This is a genomic window from Pseudonocardia endophytica (assembly GCF_004339565.1).
Classification (GTDB): domain Bacteria; phylum Actinomycetota; class Actinomycetes; order Mycobacteriales; family Pseudonocardiaceae; genus Pseudonocardia; species Pseudonocardia endophytica.
Window position 1 is genome coordinate 2,150,217 of record NZ_SMFZ01000002.1, and the last position, 21,887, is coordinate 2,172,103.

Sequence of the window (21,887 nt, forward strand, 5' to 3'; positions counted from 1 at the left end):
CCTTCGCTGTCTACTGCGCGACTGCGGGCACGCTATGGCTCGCGTGTTGCCCACCCGTCACCCGTCGGTTTCACGGACGTTAACGGGACCGACCTGGACGAAGCTCACATCCGGCCCGGTCGCATCGCAGGTTCGGCGCCTAGGCTAGAGGTCATGGCCCGTTGGATCGAGTCGTGGCTCCCCGGATCACCCGCCGGAACGGACGCCGCCGAGACACACCCGGGGGAGAAGTTCGGACTGCCCGCCGACGGGCCGAACGCCGTCGCGGGGCTCGGCCGCCGCTTCGTCGCGCTGTTCCTGGACTGGATCCTGGCCTACCTGGTGGCGCTCGCCTTCCTCGGCGTGGACGGTCTCGCCGACCCGAACATCCGCTGGATCGTGCTGGCCATCTGGTACGTGATCACCGTGCTCGGCGTCGCGGTGATCGGGATGACGCCGGGCAAGGTCGTGGCCAGGATCCGGGTCGCACGGACCGACATGGCGCAGTTCGTGGGCGTCCCGCGCGCGATGCTGCGCACGCTGCTGATCGTGCTCGTGCTGCCACCGCTCGCCCGCGACGGCGACGGCCGCGGCTGGCACGACCGCGCGTCGACGACGATCGCCGTCCGGACCCGCTGACTCAGCGGCGCTTGACCGTGCGCTGGACCGACCGCATCTTCGCGCCCTGCGGCATCGGTCCCTTCGGCATCGCGGCACCCTTGCTGCCCAGCGCGGTGAGCTTCTGCTCCAGGGTGTCCATGTCCTTCGCGGCGATGTTGCGCGGGAGCTTCATCAGGTGCCGCTGCAGCTTGCCCAACGGGACCTGGTTCTCCTCGTTGCCGACGATCACGTCGTAGATCGGCGTCTTGCCCGCGACCCGCGCGTGGCGCTTCTTCTCCTGCGCGAGCAGCGTCTTCACGCGGTGCGGGGCGCCCTCGGCGACGAAGATGATCCCGGGCCGGCCGATCACCCGGTGCACGGCGTCGAGGTGCGTGGTGCCGGCGATGCCCTGCGACACCCGCCACTGGCCACGCATCTGCTCCAGGGCCCATCCGGCGGCGCCCGGCTGCCCGTCGGCCTTCGAGTAGACCGACTTCTGGACCCGTCGGCCGAAGAACGAGAACGCGCCCAGCGCACCGGCCAGCACGCCGAGCACGACGAACGTCCACGCCGTGACCGGGTCGAAGAACAGGAAGCCCACGATGCTGAGCACCACGACCGCCGCGACGACGATCCCGACCATGATCGGGACCAGCGTCTTGTCCTCGCGGCGCTGCATCTGGAAGGCCTGCCAGATCTGCTTGTAGCGCTGGCGGGACGCGGCACGCTTCTCCGCGCGCGCGGCCTTCTTCTCTTCCTTGGTGGGCTTGCCGGCCATGTGACCAGCCTACAGTCGGGGTCCGATCAGCTCCGCGCGAGCAGGGAACTGGCCTCCTGGGACGCCGGACCGGACTCGGCCAGGTGCGCCAGGTCGGGCGACAGCTCCTCGCCGCGGTGCGCGACGGTCTGCGCGTAGAGCCGCCCGGCCCGGTACGACGAGCGCACCAGCGGCCCGGCCATCACCCCGGCGAAGCCCATCTCCTCGGCCGCCGTCGAGTGCTCGACGAACTCCTCGGGCTTCACCCAGCGCTCCACCGGGTGGTGGCGCTTGGTCGGGCGCAGGTACTGCGTGATCGTGATGATCTCGCATCCGGCCTGGTGGAGGTCGCGCAGCGCGTCGGTGACCTCGTCGGGGGTCTCGCCCATGCCGAGGATCAGGTTCGACTTCGTGACCAGCCCGACGTCGCGCACCTTGGTGATCACCTCGAGCGAGCGCTCGTAGCGGAACGCGGGGCGGATCCGCTTGAAGATCCGCGGGACGGTCTCGAGGTTGTGCGCGAGCACCTCGGGGCGGGCGTCGAAGACCGGGCCGAGCTGGTCGTCGCGGGAGTTGAAGTCCGGGATCAGGAGTTCGACGCCGGTGCCCGGGTTCATCTCGTGGATCTGCCGGACGGTCTCGGCGTAGAGCCAGGAGCCGCCGTCGTCGAGGTCGTCGCGGGCGACACCGGTCACCGTCGAGTAGCGCAGGCCCATCTGGCGGACCGACTCGGCGACCCGGCGGGGCTCGTCGGTGTCCAGGTCGGCGGGACGTCCGGTGTCGATCTGGCAGAAGTCACAGCGCCGCGTGCACTGCTCGCCGCCGATCAGGAACGTCGCCTCCCGGTCCTCCCAGCACTCGTAGATGTTGGGGCACCCGGCCTCCTCGCACACCGTGTGCAGCCCACCGGAGCGGACCAGGCCCTTGAGCTCGGTGTACTGCGGACCGGTGCGCGCCCGGGTGCGGATCCAGGACGGCTTGCGCTCGATCGGGGTCTCCGCGTTGCGGACCTCGAGACGGAGCAGCTTGCGGCCTTCCGGAGCAACGGTCACGGCGTCCACCGTACGCCCCGGGTGATCGACCGACCGGCCGCACGACGCCCCGCTGTGACGCGTGCGACCCGCCTTGGCCTATGCCGGGTCGGGGGTCACCCCGGTGGCCTCCGCGGTCGCGTGCCAGAGCCGCCCGGCGAGCGTCGGGTCCGCAGCGGATCTGCTGCGACGGGCCGGTGCCGGCGGACCGTGCAGCTCCATCCGGCCGGACGGGCCGAGGAAGTCGCCGCCGTGCACCGGACCCGCGGCGGCCGCGAGCTGCGGCGCCACGCCGTCCTCGACGGGCTGGGTGAGCCACCGGTCCCACGGCGCGAACAGCGCGGCCTCGAGCGTCCGGCCGCGACGGGTTCCGTTCGCCAGCAGCTGCGACTCGGTCATCCCGGGGTGCGCCGCCACCGAGACGACCGGGTCACCGGCCAGACGCAGCCTGCGGTCCAGCTCGGCGGAGAACAGCAGGTTCGCCAGCTTCGACGCGCAGTACGCCGCGTTCGGGCGGTAGCGCCTCCGTTCCCAGTGCAGGTCGGCGACGTCGAGGCCGCCGTTGCGGTGCCCGAGGCTGGTCGTCGTCACGACGCGGGCGAAGTCGTCGCCGTCGCCCGCCGCGCGCAGGGCGGGCATCAGCAGCCAGGTCAGGGCGGACGGCCCCAGGTGGTTCGTGCCGATCTGCAGCTCGAACCCGTCGACGGTCTCGCGTCGCGGTCCCATCGCGACGCCCGCGTTGTTCAGCAGGACGTCGAGTCGGTCGCCGGTGCGTTCCCGCACCTCGTCGGCCGCCGCGCGCACGGACGTCAGGTCGGCGAGGTCGAGCAGGACGAGCTCTCCGCCCGCCTGCGCTGCGGCGACCTTCCCGCGCTCCGGGTCCCGCGCCGTCGTCAGCACCCGTGCGCCGGCCCGTGCCAGCGCCGTCGACGCGGCGAGGCCGAGCCCGGACGTCGTCCCGGTCACGAGCACGGTCCGACCGGACAGATCAGGCAACGCGTACACGCGCGGACCGTATCGCCGACCAGTATCCGTCGGCCCGGCACACCAACCATTCCGGCCGGGGTGCTCGACGTTCCGTCCCGGGGGAGGCCCCAGGCAGTGCGCCGCACCCCTCGGCTCGGTGTCGCAGCCTTTGGCTCGGTGTCGCAGCCTTTGGCTCGGTGTCGCAGCCTTTGGCTCGGTGTCGCAGCCTTTGGCTCGGTGTCGCAGCCTTTGGCTCGGTGTCGCAGCCTTTGGCTCGGTGTCGCAGCCTTTGGCTCGGTGTCGCAGCCTTTGGCTCGGTGTCGCAGCCTTTGGCTCGGTGTCGCAGCCTTTGGCTCGGTGTCGCACGCGCCTCGGCTCGGTGTCGCACCCCTCGGCCCCGTACCGCACCCCTCGGCTCGGTGCCGCACCGCTGCTCGGCGTGTCGCACCTGGTGCGACGGGTGCGGCACGCCGGAGCGGGGTGCGGCACCACCGGATCCCGGCCGCTAGCGTGCGTGGGCGTGGACTTCCGGATCTTCACCGAGCCCCAGCAGGGCGCCACCTACACCGACCTCCTGCGCGTCGCGCAGACCACCGAGAGCGCCGGATACGACGCGTTCTTCCGCTCCGACCACTTCCTCGCGATGGGCGACGGGTCCGGGGAGCCCGGCCCGACCGACTCCTGGGTGACGCTCGGCGCGCTGGGTCGCGAGACGTCCCGGATCCGCCTCGGCACGCTCGTGACGTCCGCGACGTTCCGGTTGCCCGGCCCGCTCGCCGTCGCCGTCGCGCAGGCCGACGAGATGTCCGGCGGCCGGATCGAGTTCGGCCTCGGCTCCGGCTGGTTCGAGGCCGAGCACACGGCGTACGGAATCCCGTTCCCGTCGCTGGCCGAGCGCTTCGACCGCTACACCGAGCAGCTGGAGATCCTCACCGGACTGTGGGCGACGCCGCCCGGTTCCCGGTTCTCCTACTCCGGCAAGCACTACACGATCACGGACTCGCCCGCGCTGCCCCGGCCCGTGCAGCAGCCCGGCCCGCCGGTGATCGTCGGCGGCAAGGGGAAGAAGCGGACACCCGAGCTCGCGGCGCGCTTCGCCTCGGAGTTCAACATCCCGTTCTCGCCGGTCGACGAGTGCGCGGCGCAGTTCGCGAGGGTCGACGACGCGTGCCGCGCGGCCGGGCGGGAGCCGTCGGAGATCGTGCGTTCGGTGGCCCAGACGCTGGTGCTCGGGCGGGACGAGGCCGAGGTGTCCCGACGGGCGGGGGCGATCGGGTGGGCGCCCGACTCGGTGCGGTCCTCGACGATGGGCGGGACGACCGGCGAGCTGGTCGACGCGCTGGGGCGATGGTCCGAGATCGGCGTCACCCGGGTGTACCTGCAGGTGCTCGACGTCGCCGACCTGGACCACGTCGAGCAGTTCGCGTCGGAGGTCGCCTCGCAGCTGTGACGAGCCGGGCGACGACCGGAGAGCCGGCGCCGACCGGCGCCGACCGGCCCCGTCGAACCCATCTCCCGAACGAACGGCACCTTCGAGCAATGCCATTGCTCGAAGGCGCCGTTCGTTCGCGATGGAGGGGCGGTGGCGGGGCGATGGCGGGGCGGTGGGCCGGGACCGGCGGGCTCGGAACGGGCGCCGACCTGACCGCCGGGTCGTCGTCCGGAGCCTGCCGTTCCGGTACCCGGACGCCGATCAGTGCGCGGGTGCAGCCGTCGGTCGCGCGAGCGTGTGGTCGCGCACCGGGAGCCGTCCGTCCAACGCGTCCAGTACGGCTGTCGTGACGGCGTCGGTGATCTCCTCGACGGTCACGTCCCGGCCGAGCTCCGCGGACAGCGACGTCACACCGGCGTCGGCGATCCCGCAGGGCACGATCCGGCCGTAGTCGCCGAGGTCGGGGTTCGCGTTGATCGCGAAGCCGTGCTGGGTGACGCCGCCGGAGATTCGCACCCCGATCGCGGCGACCTTGCGCTCCGGGCGGGGGAAGTCGGCCGCGAGCCAGACGCCGCTGCGCCCGTCGACCCGTCCGGCGTCCAGCCCGAGATCCGCGCAGACGGCGATCAGAGCCTCCTCCAGGCGTCGCACGTAGTCCACGACGTCCATCGGCTCGGACAGCCCGACGATCGGGTACCCGACGAGCTGCCCCGGCCCGTGCCAGGTGATCCGACCGCCACGGTCGACGTCGACCACGGGTGTCCCGTCGGTCGGCCGGTCCTCCGGCTGCGTGCGACGGCCCGCTGTGTAGACCGGTGGGTGCTCGACGAGCATGAGCACGTCCGGACCGGTGCCGTCGCGGCGCGCCTGGGCGTTCGCCCGCTGTGCGTCCCACGCCTCGAGGTACTCGACGGTCCCCAGCCGGTCGACCCGGACCGGTTCATCACCCTTGCGACAGGTCCCGTGCGCGCCCATGCGCGTCAGGCTACGCCGCGGTCGGTCGGGACCCGGTCCACTCCCGCGGCGGGGCCGTACCTCGATCCCGGTCCATGATCGGCGGGTCGGTCCGGATCGAGGCGGGACCTGGCCGTGAAGCAGACCCGTCTGCTGATCACGGGCGCGAGGGGCGACGCGCGAGGGATCAGTGGCCCAGCGCGCTCAGGACGGCCTGCGCGGCGCGACGGCCGCTGACCAGGGCTCCCTGTGTGGACGGGGTGTCCCGGTGGTCCCCGGCGACGAACAGGCCGTCGCCCAGCTCCACGTCACGGCGGACCGGTCGTCCGGCCGGGAACAGCGGCAGGGCCTCCGGGACCTCGGCGGTGTGCAGGTGCTCCCAGTCACCCGTCGAAACGCCCCAGATCCGGGCGAGCTCGCGGCGCACGGCGGACTCCCCGCCGTCGATCTCCGTCCCGACGATGGACGACGCGACCAGCGGCCTCCCGTCGGACGAGTAGCCGGGTGCGGCGGCGGTCATGACCATCGTGTTGACCACCGGCCCACCGGTGCCGTCCAGGTGCAGGAGCGGCTCGGACGTCGGGGCGTGCGGCGGGACGTGGAAGAACGTGGTCAGCGCGTTCATCGTCGGCTCGGCGACGCCGGGCAGCAGCGACGCCGCGGTGCGCGGGTCCGCCGCGACGAGGACCGCCCTGGCCGAGAGCGACCCGTCGTCGGTGCGCACCGACGGCTGCGACCCGCCGTGCACGGAGTGCACCCGCACCCCGAGCGAGATCGGGAGCCCGGTCGCGAGACGGCGGGGGAGGGCCTCCATGCCGTCGTCGGGGACGACGATCGTGCCGAGCGCGAAGCTGCGCCACACCAGCCGGACGAACGCCTCGGACGTCTCCAGCGCCGTCTCGCCGAGCACGCCGGACAGGAACGGGCGCAGGAACCGGTCGGTGACCGGACCGCCGAGGCCGGCCGCGGCGAGGTCGTCGGCACCGGACCGCTTGATCCGGGTCGCCGTCCGGGAGGGTGGCGAGCCCAGCACCCGCGAGGTCCAGGCCACGAGCCGTGCCTTGTCCAGTGGACCGAACAGGTCGTCGGTCGCCGTCGCGGGCGCCTGCGCGGGGCGGCGCAGCGGGTTCACGAAGCGGTGCAGCTCGCCGTCGCCTGCCCGGATCGCGGCACCGGGCGCGAACCTGCGGGCGCCGAGCGAATCCAGGCCGTGTGGAGCCAGCGCGGCCTTCAGCGCCGGGTAGGACGTGTTGAGGACCTGGAAACCGCGGTCGCAGCGGAAGCCGTCGACGACGTCGGTCGCCATCCGCCCGCCGACCCGGTCGGACGCCTCCAGCACCCGGACCCGGAGCCCATCGCGCTGCAGCACACGCGCCGCGCGCAGCCCGGCGAGCCCGGCCCCGACCACGAGGACGTCCGCGTCCGGCTCCGCGGTGCTCATGCCGCCCCGGCGGGACGGAGCGCCGCTTCAGCGGGACGGACGGCGCCGGCGGGAGAGCTCACGACCCGACCGCCGCCGACAGCGCGTCGCCGACGGTGTGGTGCCGGAACTGGAACCCCGCGTCCAGCAGCGCTTTCGGCACCGCCCGCTGGCCGGTGAGCAGCATCTCGCGACCCATCTCACCGACCGCCGCGGTGATCGCGAACGCGGGCACCGGCAGCGGCGTCGGACGCCCGAGCGCGGCACCCAGCTCGGCGGTGAACTCGGCGTTCGTCACCGGCACCGGGCCGGTGACGTTCGCCGGGCCGGACAGCGCGTCGTTCTCGACGGCGAACGTGATCGCGTTCACCTCGTCGTCCAGCGAGACCCACGGCCAGTACTGGCGGCCGTCGCCGATCCGGCCGCCCAGGAAACCCTTGAACAGCGGACGGACCCGTGACATCAGCCCGCCCGACGGGGAGAGCACCAGGCCGGTCCGGACGTTCACGACGCGGGCACCGGCCTGACGCGCCGGCTCCGCGGCGGCCTCCCAGTCGCGGCAGACGTCGGCGAGGAAGCCGTTACCCGACGGCGTCGACTCGTCGGCCTCGCGGTCCCCGGTGTCGCCGTAGTAGCCGACGGCCGACCCGCTGACCATGACCGGCACACCCTGCCGGGCGACGGCCGTCGCCAACACGTCCGTCGGGACCGTCCGGGAGTCCCTGATCGCCTGCTTGCGGGCGCCGCTCCATGGCCGGTCCGCGATCCCGACGCCGCCGAGGCTGACGACGGCGTCGGCGCCGTCCAGCGCACCGTCCTCGATCGTCCCGGACGGCGGGTCCCACCCGCGTTCGTCGGGGGCGGCGGGGGAGCGGCGCACCAGGCGCAGCACCTCGTGCCCGGTTCCCCGCAGGTGGGCGACCAGGGCGGTTCCGATCAGGCCGGACGAACCGGCCACGACGACTCGCACGGCGGGAATCCTTCCGGAGGGTCGAAGATCGCGCGAGGTGGGGTCCGCCGCGTGCGACGGACCCCACCTCCGAGCGTGCCTACAGCCCCAGCTCGGCCTCGAACGCGCCCTCCTCGAGGCGTGCCCTGACGGCCGACAGGAACCGGCCCGCGTCGGCGCCGTCGACCAGGCGGTGGTCGTAGGTCATCGGCAGGAAGCAGACCGAGCGGACGGCGATCACGTCGTCGCCCTCCGGCCCCTGCACGACCTTCGGCTCCTTCGAGATCGCACCGGTGCCCAGGATCCCGACCTGCGGCTGGTTGATGATCGGGGTGTCGAACAGCGCCCCGGCCGAGCCGATGTTGGTGATCGTGAACGTGCCGCCGGACAGCTCGTCGGGGCCGATCTTGGCGTCCCGGGTGCGGCCCGCCACGTCGGCGATCTTCTTGGCCAGGCCGGCCAGGGACAGGTCGTCCGCGTTCTTGATCACCGGGACGAGCAGGCCGCGCGGCGTGTCCACGGCGATGCCCAGGTGGACGGCACCGTGGTAGGTGACCTGCTTGCCGTCCTCGCTGATCGACGCGTTGACCGACGGGAACGCCTTGAGCGCCTCGACGGTGGCCTTCGCGATGAAGCCGAGGAAGGTCAGGTTGGCGCCCTCGCGGCGGCGGAACTCGTCCTTGACCCGGTTGCGCAGCTTGACGATCCGGGTGAGGTCGACCTCCTGGACGGTGGTCAGCTGCGCGGACGTCGCGAGCGACTCCGTCATCCGCTGCGCGATCACCTGGCGCAGGCGCGGCAGCTTGACCGTCGTGCCCGGCTCCGGGGAGCCCTCGGCGCGGGTCGGGACGGTCTGCGGCTCCTTCGGGGCGCCACCGCCCTGCGGAGCCGTCGCGGAAGCGGGCGCGGACGGCGAGGCGGCCGGCGCGCTCTTCGACTCCGCCGCGGCCAGCACGTCCTGCTTGCGGATGCGCCCGCCGACACCGCTGCCGGTCAGCGACGACAGGTCCACCCCGTGCTCGGAGGCCAGCTTGCGCACCAGCGGCGTGACGTAGGGCCTGTCTCCGCCGGAGCCGTTCCCGGACGGCGCGGCCTCCTGGCGGGCGGCGTCCTCCTGAGCCGGCGAGTCCTCCTGCGGCGGCGAGGCCTGCTGCTTCGGCTCCGAACCGGCCTTCTCCTCGACGACCGTGCGCGGCTCGGCCTTCGGGGCGGGCTCGGCCTTCGGGGCCGGCTCGGGCTCCGGCTCGGGCGCCTTCTCCTCGGTCTTCTGCTGCTCACCGTCGGACGAGCCGCCGCCGGACGACCCACCGGCCGGTGCCGCGGACGCGTCGCCGATCACCGCGAGCTGTCCGCCGACCTCGACCGTGTCGTCCTCGTTCACGGTGTGCTCGAGCACGGTGCCCGCCACCGGCGACGGGATCTCGGTGTCCACCTTGTCCGTGGAGACCTCGAGCAGCGGCTCGTCGACGGCCACCTCGTCGCCGACCTGCTTGAGCCAGCGGGTGATCGTGCCCTCGGTGACGCTCTCGCCCAGCTCGGGCATCGTGACCGGCGTTCCCTCGCCACCGCCGCTCCCGCCGGAGGCGCCGCTCGATCCGGACGACGCCGCAGCCGGCTCCGGCTCGGGTTCCGGCTCGGGCTCCGGGGCGGCCTGCTGCTCGGCGGGCGCCTCCTCCTGCGCGGGCGCCTCCTCCTGGGCCTCGCCGGAGTCGCTGCCGCCGGAGTCGGCGGGGGCCTCGCCCTCGTCGCCGATCACGGCCAGGTCTCCACCGACCTCGACGGTCTCGTCCTCCGCGGCCACGATCCGCTGCAGCACACCGGCCGCCGGGCTCGGGATCTCGGTGTCCACCTTGTCCGTGGAGACCTCGAGCAACGGCTCGTCGACCGCGACCGTGTCGCCCTCTGCCTTGAGCCAGCGCGTGATCGTGCCCTCGGTGACGCTCTCACCGAGGGCGGGCATCTGAACGGTGGTCGCCATGTCGGGTCGTGCTCCTCTTCCCTGTGGGGGTTCGCGGGTCGGGGTGGTGGGCTCAGCCGTGGGTGTGCAGCGGCTTCCCGGCCAGGGCCAGGTGGGCCTCGCCGAGTGCCTCGTTCTGGGTCGGGTGTGCGTGGATCAGCGCCGCCACGTCCGTCGGCAGCGCCTCCCAGTTGTAGACGAGCTGGGCCTCGCCGATCAGCTCACCGACGCGGGAGCCGACCATGTGCACGCCGACGACCGGGCCGTCCTCGCCGGCCTGCACCAGCTTGACCGCGCCGGAGGTCTGCAGGATCTGCGACTTGCCGTTGCCGCCCAGGTCGTAGGTGACGGTGCGCACGTCGTCGTGCTGTTCGCGGGCCTGCGCCTCGGTCAGGCCGACGGACGCGACCTCCGGCTCGCAGTACGTCACGCGCGGGATGCCTGCCTCTGCGACGGGTGCGGGCGCCAGGCCGGCGATCCGCTCGGCCACGAAGATCCCGTGCGCGAAGCCGCGGTGCGCGAGCTGCAGGCCGGGTGTGATGTCGCCGACGGCGTACACGCCGTCGAGGTTCGTGCGCAGCTGCTCGTCGACGACGACGAAGCCGCGTTCCATGGTCAGGCCCGCCTCGGTGTAGCCGTGGCCGGTGGTGTTCGGGCCCCGTCCGACGGCGACGAGCAGCAGGTCCGCCTCGATCTCCTCGCCGGACTCCAGCGCGACGGTCACCGTGTCGTCGGTCTGCCGGGCGCCCGCGAACGTCGCGCCGGTCTTCGCCTTGATCTTGCGACGGCGGAACGCGCGCTCGAGCAGCTTCGACGCGAACTCGTCCTCGCTCGGCACCAGGTGCCCCAGCGCCTCGACGACCGTGACGTCGGCACCGAACGAGCGCCACACGCTGGCGAACTCGACGCCGATCACGCCGCCGCCGAGCACCACGACCCGCTGCGGTGCCTCGTCGAGCGAGATCGCCTGGTCGGACGTGACGATCCGGCCGCCGATCTCCAGCCCGTCCAGCGTGCGGGCGTAGGAACCGGTGGCGAGCACCACGTTCGTGCCGGTGTACCGGTCGTCGCCGACGGCCACGGTGCGGTCACCGACGAACCGGCCCGCGCCCTCGACCAGGGTGACGCCCCGGGAGGACACCAGCCCCTGCAGTCCCTTGTAGAGCTTGGAGACGACACCGTCCTTGTAGGAGTTGACGCCCTCCATGTCGATGCCGTCCAGCGTGGACCGGACGCCGACGCGTCCCCCGTCGCGGGCGTGGTCGGCGACCTCCGCGGCGTGCAGCAGCGCCTTCGTCGGGATGCAGCCGCGGTGCAGGCACGTGCCCCCGAGCTTGTCCTTCTCGACGAGCACGACCGACAGGCCGAGCTCGGCGGCCCGCAACGCACAGGCGTAGCCGCCGGACCCACCGCCCAGGATCACCAGGTCGGCTGTCTGTTCGGCCACCGACACACCCCTCTCGACGCACGTGACCACCCGCGACGCCCATCTTGTCACCCATGCCCGACGCCGCCATGTGGGGCACCGAGGTCGGCGGCCGCCGCGCCGGGACGCCGGCACGGGAGCGAATCCGGCGCCTCGCGCGTTGTCGGGGGAGATCAGGTGTGACCCGGGTGGGGACGGAGGGGGATGGCATGGGTCTGCTGGACAGGTTCCGGTCCCGCAAGCCGAAGCCCGACAGGAAGGCCGCGGCCGGTGCGGAGGCACATCTGCGCAGCTGGACGCAGGCGCGGATCGGCGTGGAGGCGTTCGTCGAGCCGCAGACGGTGATCACCGAGACGACCGTCGTGCTGGTCGCGCACGACGGGGAGTGGACGCGACGGCGGGTCGGCGACCCGTCGCGGGCGGCGAAGCTCGCACGGTCGTTGAAGATCCCGATCTACGACGTGCAGGTGGTCGGCTACCCGCAGCGCATGCGTGACCACGACGCCCGCGAGCGGATCGAGCGCAAGCGCGCCGAGCGCGACGAACTGCGCGGCATCACCGACGACGACCTGCGCAAGCTGCTCGGCGAGGACCCGGCCTGACGCCCCGCCCCGTCCCTGACTCGCCCCGCCCTTCCCACTTTCCCGAACGAACGGCACCTTCGAGCAATGTGATTGCCCGAAGGTGCCGTTCGTTCGGGTCGGGTTGGGCGCGGGTCAGTGGGGCGCGCGCAGGGAGCGCGCCTTCCGGGCGCCGATCGCGCGCATCGCCGGCTCCATCCGCAGCGCCGGGCCGGGGGCGAACCCGGTCAGGCGCAGGATCGCGCCCCGCCACGACGGGAGCGTCCGGTAGACGCGGCTCGTGCCGAACATGCCGACGAGTCCGCTCGCGACCTGCTCCGGTGTGACGAGCATCCCGGAGCGGACGAGCGCCTGCCCCTGACCGCCGGGCTCCATCGACCGCAGCAACTCGGTGTTCACGCCGTCCGGGTTGATCACGTGCACCCGGATGCCCTCGCGGCGCACCTCGGAGGCGAGCGCGCTCATGGCGGACAGCGCCCCGGCCTTCGACGCCGCGTAGACCGACAGCCCCGGCACCGGGCCGAGCGCGGAGAGCGAGACGGTCGCCCCGATCTCGCCGCCGCGGACGCCCGTCGCGGCCTGCTCCCGGTACGCCGCGACGGCCGCGCGGGCTCCCCACAGCTGGCCCAGCATGTTGATCTCGACGAGCGCACGCAGCTTGCCCTCGTCCATGTCGGCCACCGTGCCGTCGAACCCGACGCCTGCGTTGCTGACCCACGCGCCCAGTGGGGCGATCTCGCGGGCCTGCGCCGTGATGTCGCGCGCGGCGGCCGGGTCGGTGACGTCGTAGGCGGCCCCGCCCGCGGCGCCGATCCGCTCGGCGGTGTCCGTGGCCTGGGCCTCGTCGAGGTCGGTGACGAGCACCCGGTAGCCGCTGCGGACCAGTTCGCGGGCGATGGCCTCACCGATGCCGCGCGCGGCGCCGGTGACGACGGCCGATCGCGGGGCGTGCGAGGGGACGGTGTGCGGTGCTCGCCGGATCATGGCGCGCAGTATGCCGGTAGGAGTTACCGGTCGGTAGGGAGTGGACAATGGTCGCGTGCCGTCCCTGCAGAACCGCGTGCGGACCGCGGCCGAGCAGGCGCTCGCCGCGTCCGGCGTGGTCACCCCGTGCGACGTGCTGTGCGGGCTCGGCTGGGTCGCGCCGCCGAACGTCGAGCGCTGGCGGTCCGGACGGATGCCGCACCTGGCGTCGGTGCTCCCGGTACCGCTGGAGCGGGTCACCTCGGTCCTCGACGTCGCCGGTCGCTGGGCTGCGGAGCGGGGGCTGCAGGCCGTCGAGGGTGAGCAGCTGACGGTCGGACGGGACCGCCGCCCCCTGCGGTTCGCCGAGGACGGCCCGCCCGCGCTCGAGCTCGCGATGCGCACGCACTGGCTCTCGCCGGACCTGACCGCGGCGAAGCGCGACCGTGTCGTCGAGAAGCAGAACAAGACGCCGGACCTCATCGTGGTCGAGCCGGTGTTCGCGTTCACGTGCGTCGGGTGCGGCGCGGACGAGGGGCTGTTCACCGAGGAGGAGCGCGGGCCGGTGTGCCTGACCTGCGCGGACCTCGACCACCTCGTGTTCCTGCCGTCCGGCGACGCCACGCTCACCCGGCGGGCGCGGGCGCAGAGCACGCTCTCGGCCGTCGTCGTGCGGTGGAACCGGCGGCGCAAGCGCAACGAGCGCCGCGGCGCCCTCGTCGAGGTCGACGCGCTGGAGCGGGCCGAGGCGAGCCTGCTCACCGACGCCGACGCGCGGGCCCGTCAGCGCGAGCGCGCCAGGGAGCGGGCGGTCCGCCAGGACGCCGAGCTGGTCGAGCGCATGACCGCCCGGATCGGGGAGCTGTTCCCCGGCTGCCCGGCCGACCGTGCCCGCGCGATCGCCGACCACACGGCGCTGCGGGGCAGCGGGCGTGTCGGGCGCAGCGCCGCGGGACGGGCTCTGGACGACGACGCGCTGGCCGCCGCCGTCGTCGCGTCCGTGCGGCACGAGGACACGGACTACGACGCGATGCTCGCCGCGGGCGTCGCCCGCGAGGACGCCCGCGACCGCATCCGCGCGGGAGTCGACGCCGTGCTCGACGGCTGGCGCTGACCGTCAGCCGTTCGCGGCGACGTCCTCGAGGAACGCGTGCAGGGTCCGGACCGGGACGCCGGTGCCGCCCTTCGTCGTGTAGCCGCGGGCCGAGCCGGCGTTGAACGCCGGGCCGGCGATGTCCAGGTGCGCCCACGGCAGGCCGGACGGGACGAACTCCTTGAGGAAGATCCCGGCGACGAGCATGCCCGCGTAGCGCTGCCCGGTGACGTTGGCGATGTCCGCGACCCGCGAGTCGAGGTCCGAGCGCAGGTAGCCGGGCAACGGCATCGCCCAGCCGTCCTCACCGGTGGCCCGGGCGTGCGCGGCGACCCGGTCCCGCAGCTCGTCGGAGCCCATCACACCGATCGTGCGCATGCCGAGCGCGACCTGCTGCGCCCCGGTCAGCGTGGACGTCTCGAGCAGGTAGTCGGGGGAGTCCTCGCCGGCCCGCACGATCGCGTCGGCCAGGATCAGCCTGCCCTCGGCGTCGGTGTTCAGCACCTCGACGGTCGTGCCGCCGTACATGGTCAGCACGTCACCCGGGCGGTACGCCGTGTCCGACGGCATGTTCTCGGCCATCGGCACGGTCGCCGTGACGGCCACCGGCAGCTCCAGGCGGGCGGCCAGCACGGTCGTCGCGATCACGGCCGCGGCGCCGCCCATGTCGGACGTCATGTGGTCCATGCTCGCCGCGGGCTTGATCGAGATCCCGCCCGTGTCGAAGGTGATGCCCTTGCCGATGAGTGCCACCTTGGGCACGGGGCCGGTTCCACTGCCCCCGGACCAGGTCAGGCGCACCAGCCGCGGCTTGCGCGACGAGCCCTGGCCGACACCGGTCACGCCGCCGTAGCCGCCGTCGCGCAGCTGGGTGTCGTCGAGCACCTCGACGGTCAGCCCGGCCGCCTCTCCGAGCTCGACGGCGCGCGCCGCGAACGTCTCCGGGTAGAGCGCGCTGGGCGGGGTGTTCACCAGCGACCGCGCCGTGGCGACGGCCTCGGCGACGAAGCCCGCCCGGCGGACGCTCTCGGCGTCGGTGCCGGTGAACTCCCAGCTGCCCACCGGTGCCGACGCGGCGTCGGTCGGCTTGGAGCGGAACGCGTCGAACACGTAGCCGCCGAGGACGGCGCCCTGCACGGCCGCGTCCGCGTCCACGGCGGACAGCGTGCTGACGACGTGACCGGTGCCGGCCAGCGCGCGGGACGCCGCACCCGCCGCGCGGCGGACCAGGTCGGGGTCGGGAGCGTGATCGTCGTCGTCCGGCTGCGCGCCGAGCCCGACGGCCACCAGCAGCGGAGTCGTCAGCGCACCGCCCGCGGGCACCTTGACGACCTGCTCGGCCTTCCCGGTCGCGCCGAGCGTGTGGAGGAGGTCGGCCAGCCCGCCGGTGAACGCGGCGTCGACGTCCGCGGCGCCGGGTGCGAGCACGGGAGCCGACCCGTCGCCGTCACCGGACCGGGTGAACATCCCGATCACGACGGCGTCCGCGGAGGCCGTCGACGGAGATCCGCCCAGCGCGTCGAGCCGGGGGAGCGTCACGAGCGGGCCGGGGTCCGGGGACGACGGGGACGGGCTGGTCGGCTGGCTCACGTGCGGCTCCTGCGGGTCGATCCGATCGGGGGGACCGCGACGGTGGAGCGCCGCGGTGAGACCGGACCGAAATGGTAATGACACCCCCGTACCGCCCGCGGACACCGGGTCGGATGGGATGGTGGCGCCGTGTCCACGTCGATCCGTCGTCTGACGACTGCGTCCGCCGTCGCGGTCGTGCTCGCGGCGATGCTCGGCACCGGTCTCTACGCGGCGTTCGCGCCCGCCGCGGCGGCCGCCGGACCGTGGCTGGCGCTGGCCGTCGTCGCGGCGGCGCTCGTCGCGCTGCTGAACTCGTCCTCGGTCGCCGACCTCGCCGCGGCCCGCCCCGGCAGCGAGGTGCTGCCCACCGACCTGCCCCACCCGGCAGCGCGCCTGGCCGGGATCGCGCGGCTGGTGGCGCGGGGTGCGGCCGCTGCCGCGGCGGCGGGCGTGTTCGGGGCCTACGTCCTCCCGTCCCAGCCGCTGCCGGTCGCCGTGGTCGCGGTACTCGTCGTCGTCGGGTTGAACGCGACGGGCGTGCGGATCTCGGTCGGCGCGTCGCGCGCGCTGGTCGCGGGTTCGCTGGTGGTCCTGGTCCTCGTGATGATCGTCGGGATCTTCCCGGCGGCCGAGCGGCCGTCGTCGGCGGTGGAGTCGGCCGCCGCGGCGGGCACCGCGGCCGAGCCCGCCGTGGCGACCCTGCAGGCGGCACCGGTCGTCGGGCCGCTGGGTGTGCTGACCGCGACCGCGTTCGTGTTCGTCGCGTTCACCGGCGTGTCCCGCGCGGCCGAGCTCGGTGGCAGCCTGCGGGACCCGCTGCACACGGTCCGGACGTCCTCGGCGGTGGCCGTCCTGCTCGCCGGTGTGATCTTCCTCGGCGTGACGGGTGCGCTGCTGAACGGGCTCGGCCCCGAGCGGCTCGCGGAGTCCTCGACGCCGCTCGCGTCGCTGATCGACAACGGCGGCAGCCCCGCACTGGGCGTGCTGGTCCGGATCGGCGCCGCCGTCGCGACAGCATCGGCACTGCTCGGCGTCCTGTCCCGGGCGAGCCGCACCGGGTCGACGATGGCGCAGGCCGGGGACCTGCCGCGCTGGATCGGTCGCACCGGTCCGCGCGGGACGCCGTGGGTGGCCGACCTCCTCGGCGGCGCGGCGACCGTGCTGGTGACGGTGCTGGTCGGGCCGGTCACGGCGCTGGCGGTCTCCGCGTGCGCGCTGCTCGTCTACTACGCGCTCCTGCACGCCTCGGTGCTGTACCTCGAGCGACGGACCCGCAGGGCGACGGCCGTGGCGTCCGTCGGCATCGTGGCCTGCACGGCCCTCGCGGTGACGCTGCCGATCTGGGCGGTGGTGGCGACGGTGTCGTTGCTGGTGGCGGGCTGGCTGGCCAGCGCGTGGTCGGCGCACCTGCGACGCAGGGCCGGCTCCGAGCCCGTCGAGACCGACGGTCCGGACGAGCAGGCGGCCTGATCAGGACTGTCGGTGCCCGCCTGTACGGTCCACTCGTGAGCGACGCCGAGGACTTGCTGACCAGCCCGATGCACGACCGGCACACCGCCCTGGACGCCACGCTCGGCGAGTTCGGCGGATGGTCGATGCCGATCTCGTACCCGGAGGGCACGGTCGCGGAGCACACCGCCGTCCGCGAGGCCGCCGGCCTGTTCGACGTCAGCCACCTGGGCACCGTCCCGGTCGTCGGCCCCGGCGCGGCCGCGCACCTGAACGCCTGCTTGACCGCCGACCTGGAGAAGATCGGCCCCGGCAAGGCGCAGTACACGATGGCGTGCACCACCGGTGGCGGCGTGCTGGACGACATGATCGCCTACCTGTCCGGCCCGGACGACGTGCTGCTCGTGCCGAACGCCGCGAACTCGTCGCAGATCGTCGAGATGCTGCAGGCCGACGCGCCGGACGGCGTCACGGTCACCGACCGGCACGCGGAGATGGCCGTCCTGGCCGTGCAGGGACCGCGTTCGCAGGAGGCTCTGGCTGCCGCGCTCGGCGACGCGGCCGGCGTGCTGGACGACCTGGACTACATGGCGTTCCGGGACCTCGAGGGCGGCGCCGTGCGCGTCTGCCGCTCCGGGTACACCGGCGAACACGGCTACGAGCTCGTGCTCGACGCGGCCGCGGCGCCCCCGATGTGGGACGCGTTGCTGGCCGCCGTGCGCGACGTCGGCGGGCTGGCCTGCGGGCTGGCCGCGCGGGACACGTTGCGCACCGAGATGGGCTATCCGTTGCACGGGCACGAGCTGTCGGACCGGATCAGCCCGCTGCAGGCGAACTCGAGCTGGGCGGTCGGCTGGTCGAAGCCCGCGTTCTGGGGCCGGGACGCGCTGCTGACCGAGAAGGAGCGCGGCCCGGTCCGGCGTCTACGGGCCCTGCGGGCGACCGGGCGTGGGGTGCCCCGGGCCGGGATGTCCGTGCTCGAACCCTCCGCCGACGGTCGGACCATCGGGACGGTCACGTCCGGCACGTTCTCGCCGACGTTGAAGACGGGTATCGCGCTCGCCCTTGTCGACACGTCGGCCGGGGTGTCGCCGGGCTCCGAGGTGTCGATCGAGGTGCGCGGGCGGTCGCTGCCGGCCGAGGTGGTGAAGCCGCCGTTCGTCACCTCGCACGTCCGGTAGGGGCTTGCACTTCAACCGCGTTGCGCGGCGGGATACCGTCGAGGGATGAGCGCGCCGCAGTTCGCCGTCACACAGAACCCCGCACCGACGAGCCCGGAGCGGCGCGCCGAGATCCTGGCCGACCCCGGCTTCGGCCGGTACATGACCGACCACATGGCGACGATCCGGTGGACGGCGGGCCGCGGCTGGCACGACTTCGAGGTGAAGCCGTACGGACCGCTCGTGCTCGACCCGTCGTCGATGGTCCTGCACTACGGGCAGGAGATCTTCGAGGGACTCAAGGCCTACCGCCAGCCCGACGGGTCGGTCGCGTCGTTCCGCCCGGACCGCAACGCGGCCCGCTTCCAGGGCTCCGCGCGGCGTCTCGCCATGCCGGAGTTGCCGGAGGAACTGTTCCTCGCGTCGCTGTCCGCGCTGCTCTCGGTCGACTCCGAATGGGTCCCGGCCGCCGGCGGCGAGGACTCGCTCTACCTGCGGCCGTTCATGATCGCGACGGAGGTCGGGCTCGGTGTCCGCCCGTCGTCGGAGTACCTGTACGCCGTGCTGGCCTCGCCGGCGGGCCCGTACTTCGCGGGTGGCGTGAAGCCGATGGACGTGTGGCTGGAGACCACGTACACGCGCTCCGCGCTCGGCGGCACCGGTGAGGCGAAGTGCGGTGGTAACTACGCCGCGTCGCTGTTGCCGCAGTCGATCGGCGCCGAGCACGGGTGCGCCCAGGTCGCCTACCTCGACGCCGAGGAGCGCATCTGGATCGACGAGATGGGCTCGAACAACCTGTTCTTCGTGTTCACGGCGGGCGACGCGGTCGAGCTCGTCACGCCGGACCTGCGTGGCGCCGTCCTCGCGGGCATCACCCGGGACTCGCTGCTCGCGATCGCCGAGGACATGGGCATCAAGGTCGTGGAGCGACGGATCCAGGGCCAGGAGTGGCTCGGCGGCGCGGCCTCCGGCGTGCTCACCGAGGCCTTCGGCTGTGGCACCGCGGCCGTGATCACCCCGATCGGCACGGTCAAGCACGACGGCGGGTCGGTGACGATGGGCGACGGGCAACCGGGCCCGGTCACCATGGCCCTGCGTGAGCGGCTCACCGCCGTCCAGCGCGGCTCCGCGCCCGACCTGCACGGCTGGATGTACCCGCTGGTCGGAGCCCCCGCGTCGGTCTGACCCCGGTCATCGGTTCCATGATCAGCGGTCGTGGAGCGGACCGTTCGTTCGCCGAACGCGGCGCTCCTGAACCGGCGATCATGCCGCCGGAGCGCCCTCCCACGCCGTGATCAGCCGTCGTGGAGCGGATCGTTCGCCGGCCGAACGCCCTGCTCCGAAGCCGGTGATCACGCCATCCGGGGGCGACGGTCCCGGTCCGCTGATCGGCGGTTATGGAGTCGTTCCCCGAACGTCCTGCTCCGGGACCGGGGATCATGCTGCCCGGGCCAGCTCGGAGCGGATCAGGTCGACACACCGGTCGGGGTGCTCGGTCACGTCGCGCCACGTGAAGCGCAGCAGCCGCCAGCCCGCGGCGACGATCGCGTTGCCCTTGGCCCGGTCGCGGGCGAAGCGGACGGGATCGGTGTGCCACGCCCAGCTGTCGATCTCGACGGCCAACCGGGCCGCCGGGAACGCGATGTCGATCTTCCAGTCACCGAGCGGCAGCCCCTGCACGAACCCCTCGATCCCGGCTCGGCGCAGTCCGGCCACGAGCCGGCGTTCGGTGACCGACTCCGCTGCGTCGGCGGCCGAGACGAACATGGCGCGGGCCCGGCGCATGCCGTGCGCACCGGCGTTCCGGCAGTAGGCCGCGTAGAGGTCGCCGGCCGTCACGCTGACCTGCAGAGCGCGATCGAGGAACGTGATCCCGTCCGGGTGCACCGCTGCGGTCTCGAGAACGGTGAGTGCCTTTCCGGTGAGCGCGATGCCGTCGCGGCGTGCCCGGTCCGGCGCCGGAACGGTGCGGCGACGCATCCTGATCCCGTCCGGCGGCGTACGCCGTGTCCGGGGCGGCACCGTGACGCCGACGACGGGCGGCGGACGGTCCGTCATCCCGAACCAGAACGCCGCAGCGGTGCCGTCGACGATCGCGTCCGGGCCGGCCCAGAGCCATGCGGCACGAACGCGGCCACGTCGGGTGAACTCGTGCCCCGCGACGAGGTACACGGCAGGGTGCACCTCGGCCCAGACGCCGGACCGGACCCGGCGTCGAACGGCCTGGAGGGACACGCCCGACCGTCGTGCCTGGTCACGGCTCAGCAGCCCGTCCTGTCGTCGGAGCAGATCGGCGAGTATCACGCGACGACGATGGCCGCGCGCCCGTGACGGCGGGCACGAACCGGCCGAACCGTGTGCGGCCGCGAACGCCCGACCGATCCGGCACCGCTCGGCATCAGCCGCACGATCGACTCTTCCGGAGCTGTGCGTCCGCCCAGCGACCGACCCGCTCCGCAACGGGTGATCATGCGGTCCGGGGCGCATGCCGGGAATCGATGATCCGCAGTTGTGGGGCGGGGCGTTCGGCGGACGAACGACCGGCTCCGCAACGGGTGATCATGCGGTTCGGGGAGCCTGCCCATCACGGCCGGGGGTGGTCAGCCCAGAGCGGCGGAGAGGGTGACGAGGACCGTCGTCGTCGCGATCTCGCAGGCCGCGCCGAGGACGTCGCCGCTCATCCCGCCCAGTCTCCGACGGGTGTGTGCGGCCAGCCCGACGACCAGGACCCCGGCGAGCGCGATCCCCACGGCGGGCGCGTAGCCGAGCAGCGGAACGGACGCGGCGGCCAGCACCACCCACCACAGCGGAGCGATCCAGGACGGTTGCGAACCCGCGACCGTCGCGCCCAGTCCGCCTGGTCGGGCGGGCGGCACCCCGCGTCGCGCGACCCAGCAGAACCCCGCCCGCCCGGTCGCCGCCGCCACGGCGCACGCGGCGAGGACGGACGGGGTTTCGGCACCCGCCAGCTGCGCCAGCGCACCGGCTCTGGCGCCGAGCACCACGACGACGGTGACGACGGCGAACGGGCCCGCGCCGCCGTCGGACATCACGGACAGCGCGCGCTCGGATGGGCCGTAGGTGCCCAGGCCGTCGGCCGTGTCGGCGAGCCCGTCCAGGTGCATCCCGCGGGTGCCGAGCGCGCCCGCACCGACCACGAGCAGCCCGGCCACGAACGGCGCCACGCCGAGCGCGACGAGCCCGAGCAGCAACCCTCCGCCCGCCGCGCCGAGGACGAGTCCGACGACCGGTGCCCAGCGCAGTGCCCACGGCGCGGCCCCGTCGGGGAGCGACCCGTCCGGTTCGGTCCGGACACGGGCCGGTACGACGGTGAGCCAGCTGACCGCCAGTGCCGCCCCGCCGACGACCCGGCTCACCGGGACGGCTCCGTCCGCGGGCGGGCAGGTACCGCAGTGAGACGGCTGCCGTCCGGAGCCGCACCGGTGGCGCCGGCCCGGCTCGGAGAGGGGACGCGGGCCGACGGCAGGGCGACCCGGTCGATGTGCGTCGCCGCTCCGGTGAGCGTGCGACCACGTGAGCACGGGACGCCACCCGACCGCGCGGCGGTCCACCGCCCGACCGGCGGTGCCGTCGTGAC

The 21,887-nt window shown here is 73.7% G+C and carries 19 protein-coding genes; 7 read left to right on the top strand and 12 right to left on the bottom strand.

Translation table 11 applies throughout. The annotated features are described in order from the left end of the window. Positions 1-153: 153 nt before the first annotated feature. Entirely contained in the window at positions 154-618 is a 465-nt protein-coding gene (locus EV378_RS28935; RefSeq protein WP_132430540.1) for an RDD family protein, read from the top strand. Between the two features lies 1 nt (position 619). Here the strand turns inward: EV378_RS28935 and EV378_RS28940 are convergent, their stop codons facing one another. From EV378_RS28940 to EV378_RS28950, 3 genes are all read right to left on the bottom strand, one after another. Next, positions 620-1,357 (bottom strand): DUF4191 domain-containing protein, encoded by a 738-nt coding sequence (locus EV378_RS28940; RefSeq protein ID WP_132430541.1) that lies wholly within the window; start codon positions 1,355-1,357, stop codon positions 620-622. Positions 1,358-1,383: 26 nt separating this feature from the next. Next, positions 1,384-2,388, bottom strand: coding sequence for a lipoyl synthase (lipA, locus tag EV378_RS28945; RefSeq protein WP_132430542.1), 1,005 nt, complete (start codon positions 2,386-2,388; stop codon positions 1,384-1,386). Between the two features lie 78 nt (positions 2,389-2,466). Next, positions 2,467-3,372 carry an SDR family NAD(P)-dependent oxidoreductase gene (locus EV378_RS28950; protein ID WP_132430543.1) on the bottom strand — a complete coding sequence of 302 codons (906 nt, stop codon included), beginning with the start codon at positions 3,370-3,372 and terminating at the stop codon, positions 2,467-2,469. A 481-nt stretch (positions 3,373-3,853) separates the two neighbouring features. Between EV378_RS28950 and EV378_RS28955 the strand changes: the two genes are divergently transcribed. Further along, positions 3,854-4,783, top strand: a complete 930-nt coding sequence (locus EV378_RS28955; RefSeq protein WP_207908891.1) for an LLM class F420-dependent oxidoreductase — start codon at positions 3,854-3,856, stop codon at positions 4,781-4,783. Positions 4,784-5,026: 243 nt separating this feature from the next. Here the strand turns inward: EV378_RS28955 and lipB are convergent, their stop codons facing one another. The 5 genes from lipB to lpdA all read right to left on the bottom strand — a co-directional run bounded on the left by lipB (position 5,027) and on the right by lpdA (position 11,492). After that, positions 5,027-5,740, bottom strand: a complete 714-nt coding sequence (lipB, locus tag EV378_RS28960) for a lipoyl(octanoyl) transferase LipB (RefSeq protein ID WP_132430545.1) — start codon at positions 5,738-5,740, stop codon at positions 5,027-5,029. 166 nt (positions 5,741-5,906) lie between these two features. Beyond that, positions 5,907-7,160 (bottom strand): NAD(P)/FAD-dependent oxidoreductase, encoded by a 1,254-nt coding sequence (locus EV378_RS28965; protein WP_132430546.1) that lies wholly within the window; start codon positions 7,158-7,160, stop codon positions 5,907-5,909. A gap of 58 nt (positions 7,161-7,218) precedes the next feature. Next, positions 7,219-8,109 (bottom strand): TIGR01777 family oxidoreductase, encoded by an 891-nt coding sequence (locus tag EV378_RS28970; protein WP_207908892.1) that lies wholly within the window; start codon positions 8,107-8,109, stop codon positions 7,219-7,221. A gap of 79 nt (positions 8,110-8,188) precedes the next feature. Further along, positions 8,189-10,066, bottom strand: a complete 1,878-nt coding sequence (sucB, locus tag EV378_RS28975) for a 2-oxoglutarate dehydrogenase, E2 component, dihydrolipoamide succinyltransferase (protein ID WP_132430548.1) — start codon at positions 10,064-10,066, stop codon at positions 8,189-8,191. 52 nt (positions 10,067-10,118) lie between these two features. After that, entirely contained in the window at positions 10,119-11,492 is a 1,374-nt protein-coding gene (gene lpdA / locus EV378_RS28980) for a dihydrolipoyl dehydrogenase (RefSeq protein ID WP_132430549.1), read from the bottom strand. Between the two features lie 188 nt (positions 11,493-11,680). On the opposite strand from lpdA, the gene EV378_RS28985 reads away from it, so the two are divergent. Continuing rightward, on the top strand, positions 11,681-12,073 hold the full coding sequence (locus EV378_RS28985; protein WP_132430550.1) for an oxidoreductase: 393 nt from the start codon (positions 11,681-11,683) through the stop codon (positions 12,071-12,073). Positions 12,074-12,187: 114 nt separating this feature from the next. Here EV378_RS28985 and EV378_RS28990 read toward each other — a convergent pair whose 3' ends face one another. Beyond that, a complete protein-coding gene (locus tag EV378_RS28990) occupies positions 12,188-13,036 on the bottom strand; it encodes an SDR family NAD(P)-dependent oxidoreductase (protein WP_132430551.1) in 849 nt (282 codons plus the stop codon). Between the two features lie 55 nt (positions 13,037-13,091). On the opposite strand from EV378_RS28990, the gene EV378_RS28995 reads away from it, so the two are divergent. After that, positions 13,092-14,129 (top strand): DUF2293 domain-containing protein, encoded by a 1,038-nt coding sequence (locus EV378_RS28995; protein WP_207908893.1) that lies wholly within the window; start codon positions 13,092-13,094, stop codon positions 14,127-14,129. A 3-nt stretch (positions 14,130-14,132) separates the two neighbouring features. Here the strand turns inward: EV378_RS28995 and EV378_RS29000 are convergent, their stop codons facing one another. After that, positions 14,133-15,647 carry a leucyl aminopeptidase gene (locus EV378_RS29000; protein ID WP_132432890.1) on the bottom strand — a complete coding sequence of 505 codons (1,515 nt, stop codon included), beginning with the start codon at positions 15,645-15,647 and terminating at the stop codon, positions 14,133-14,135. 180 nt (positions 15,648-15,827) lie between these two features. Here EV378_RS29000 and EV378_RS29005 point away from each other — a divergent pair, with 180 nt between their 5' ends. From EV378_RS29005 to EV378_RS29015, 3 genes are read left to right on the top strand one after another with little or no spacing between them, the layout of a single operon-like run. Continuing rightward, positions 15,828-17,150: an APC family permease gene (locus EV378_RS29005; RefSeq protein WP_132430552.1), complete on the top strand. Its 1,323-nt coding sequence runs from the start codon at positions 15,828-15,830 to the stop codon at positions 17,148-17,150. Between the two features lie 35 nt (positions 17,151-17,185). Beyond that, positions 17,186-18,310 (top strand): glycine cleavage system aminomethyltransferase GcvT, encoded by a 1,125-nt coding sequence (gene gcvT, locus EV378_RS29010; RefSeq protein WP_243653820.1) that lies wholly within the window; start codon positions 17,186-17,188, stop codon positions 18,308-18,310. Between the two features lie 45 nt (positions 18,311-18,355). Then, positions 18,356-19,474 carry a branched-chain amino acid aminotransferase gene (locus EV378_RS29015; protein ID WP_132430553.1) on the top strand — a complete coding sequence of 373 codons (1,119 nt, stop codon included), beginning with the start codon at positions 18,356-18,358 and terminating at the stop codon, positions 19,472-19,474. A gap of 252 nt (positions 19,475-19,726) precedes the next feature. On the opposite strand, the gene EV378_RS29020 is transcribed toward EV378_RS29015, so the two are convergent. Continuing rightward, positions 19,727-20,593, bottom strand: coding sequence for a type IV toxin-antitoxin system AbiEi family antitoxin domain-containing protein (locus tag EV378_RS29020; RefSeq protein WP_165922529.1), 867 nt, complete (start codon positions 20,591-20,593; stop codon positions 19,727-19,729). A 296-nt stretch (positions 20,594-20,889) separates the two neighbouring features. Further along, positions 20,890-21,666, bottom strand: a complete 777-nt coding sequence (locus EV378_RS29025) for an adenosylcobinamide-GDP ribazoletransferase (protein WP_132430555.1) — start codon at positions 21,664-21,666, stop codon at positions 20,890-20,892. Between the last annotated feature and the right edge of the window lie 221 nt (positions 21,667-21,887).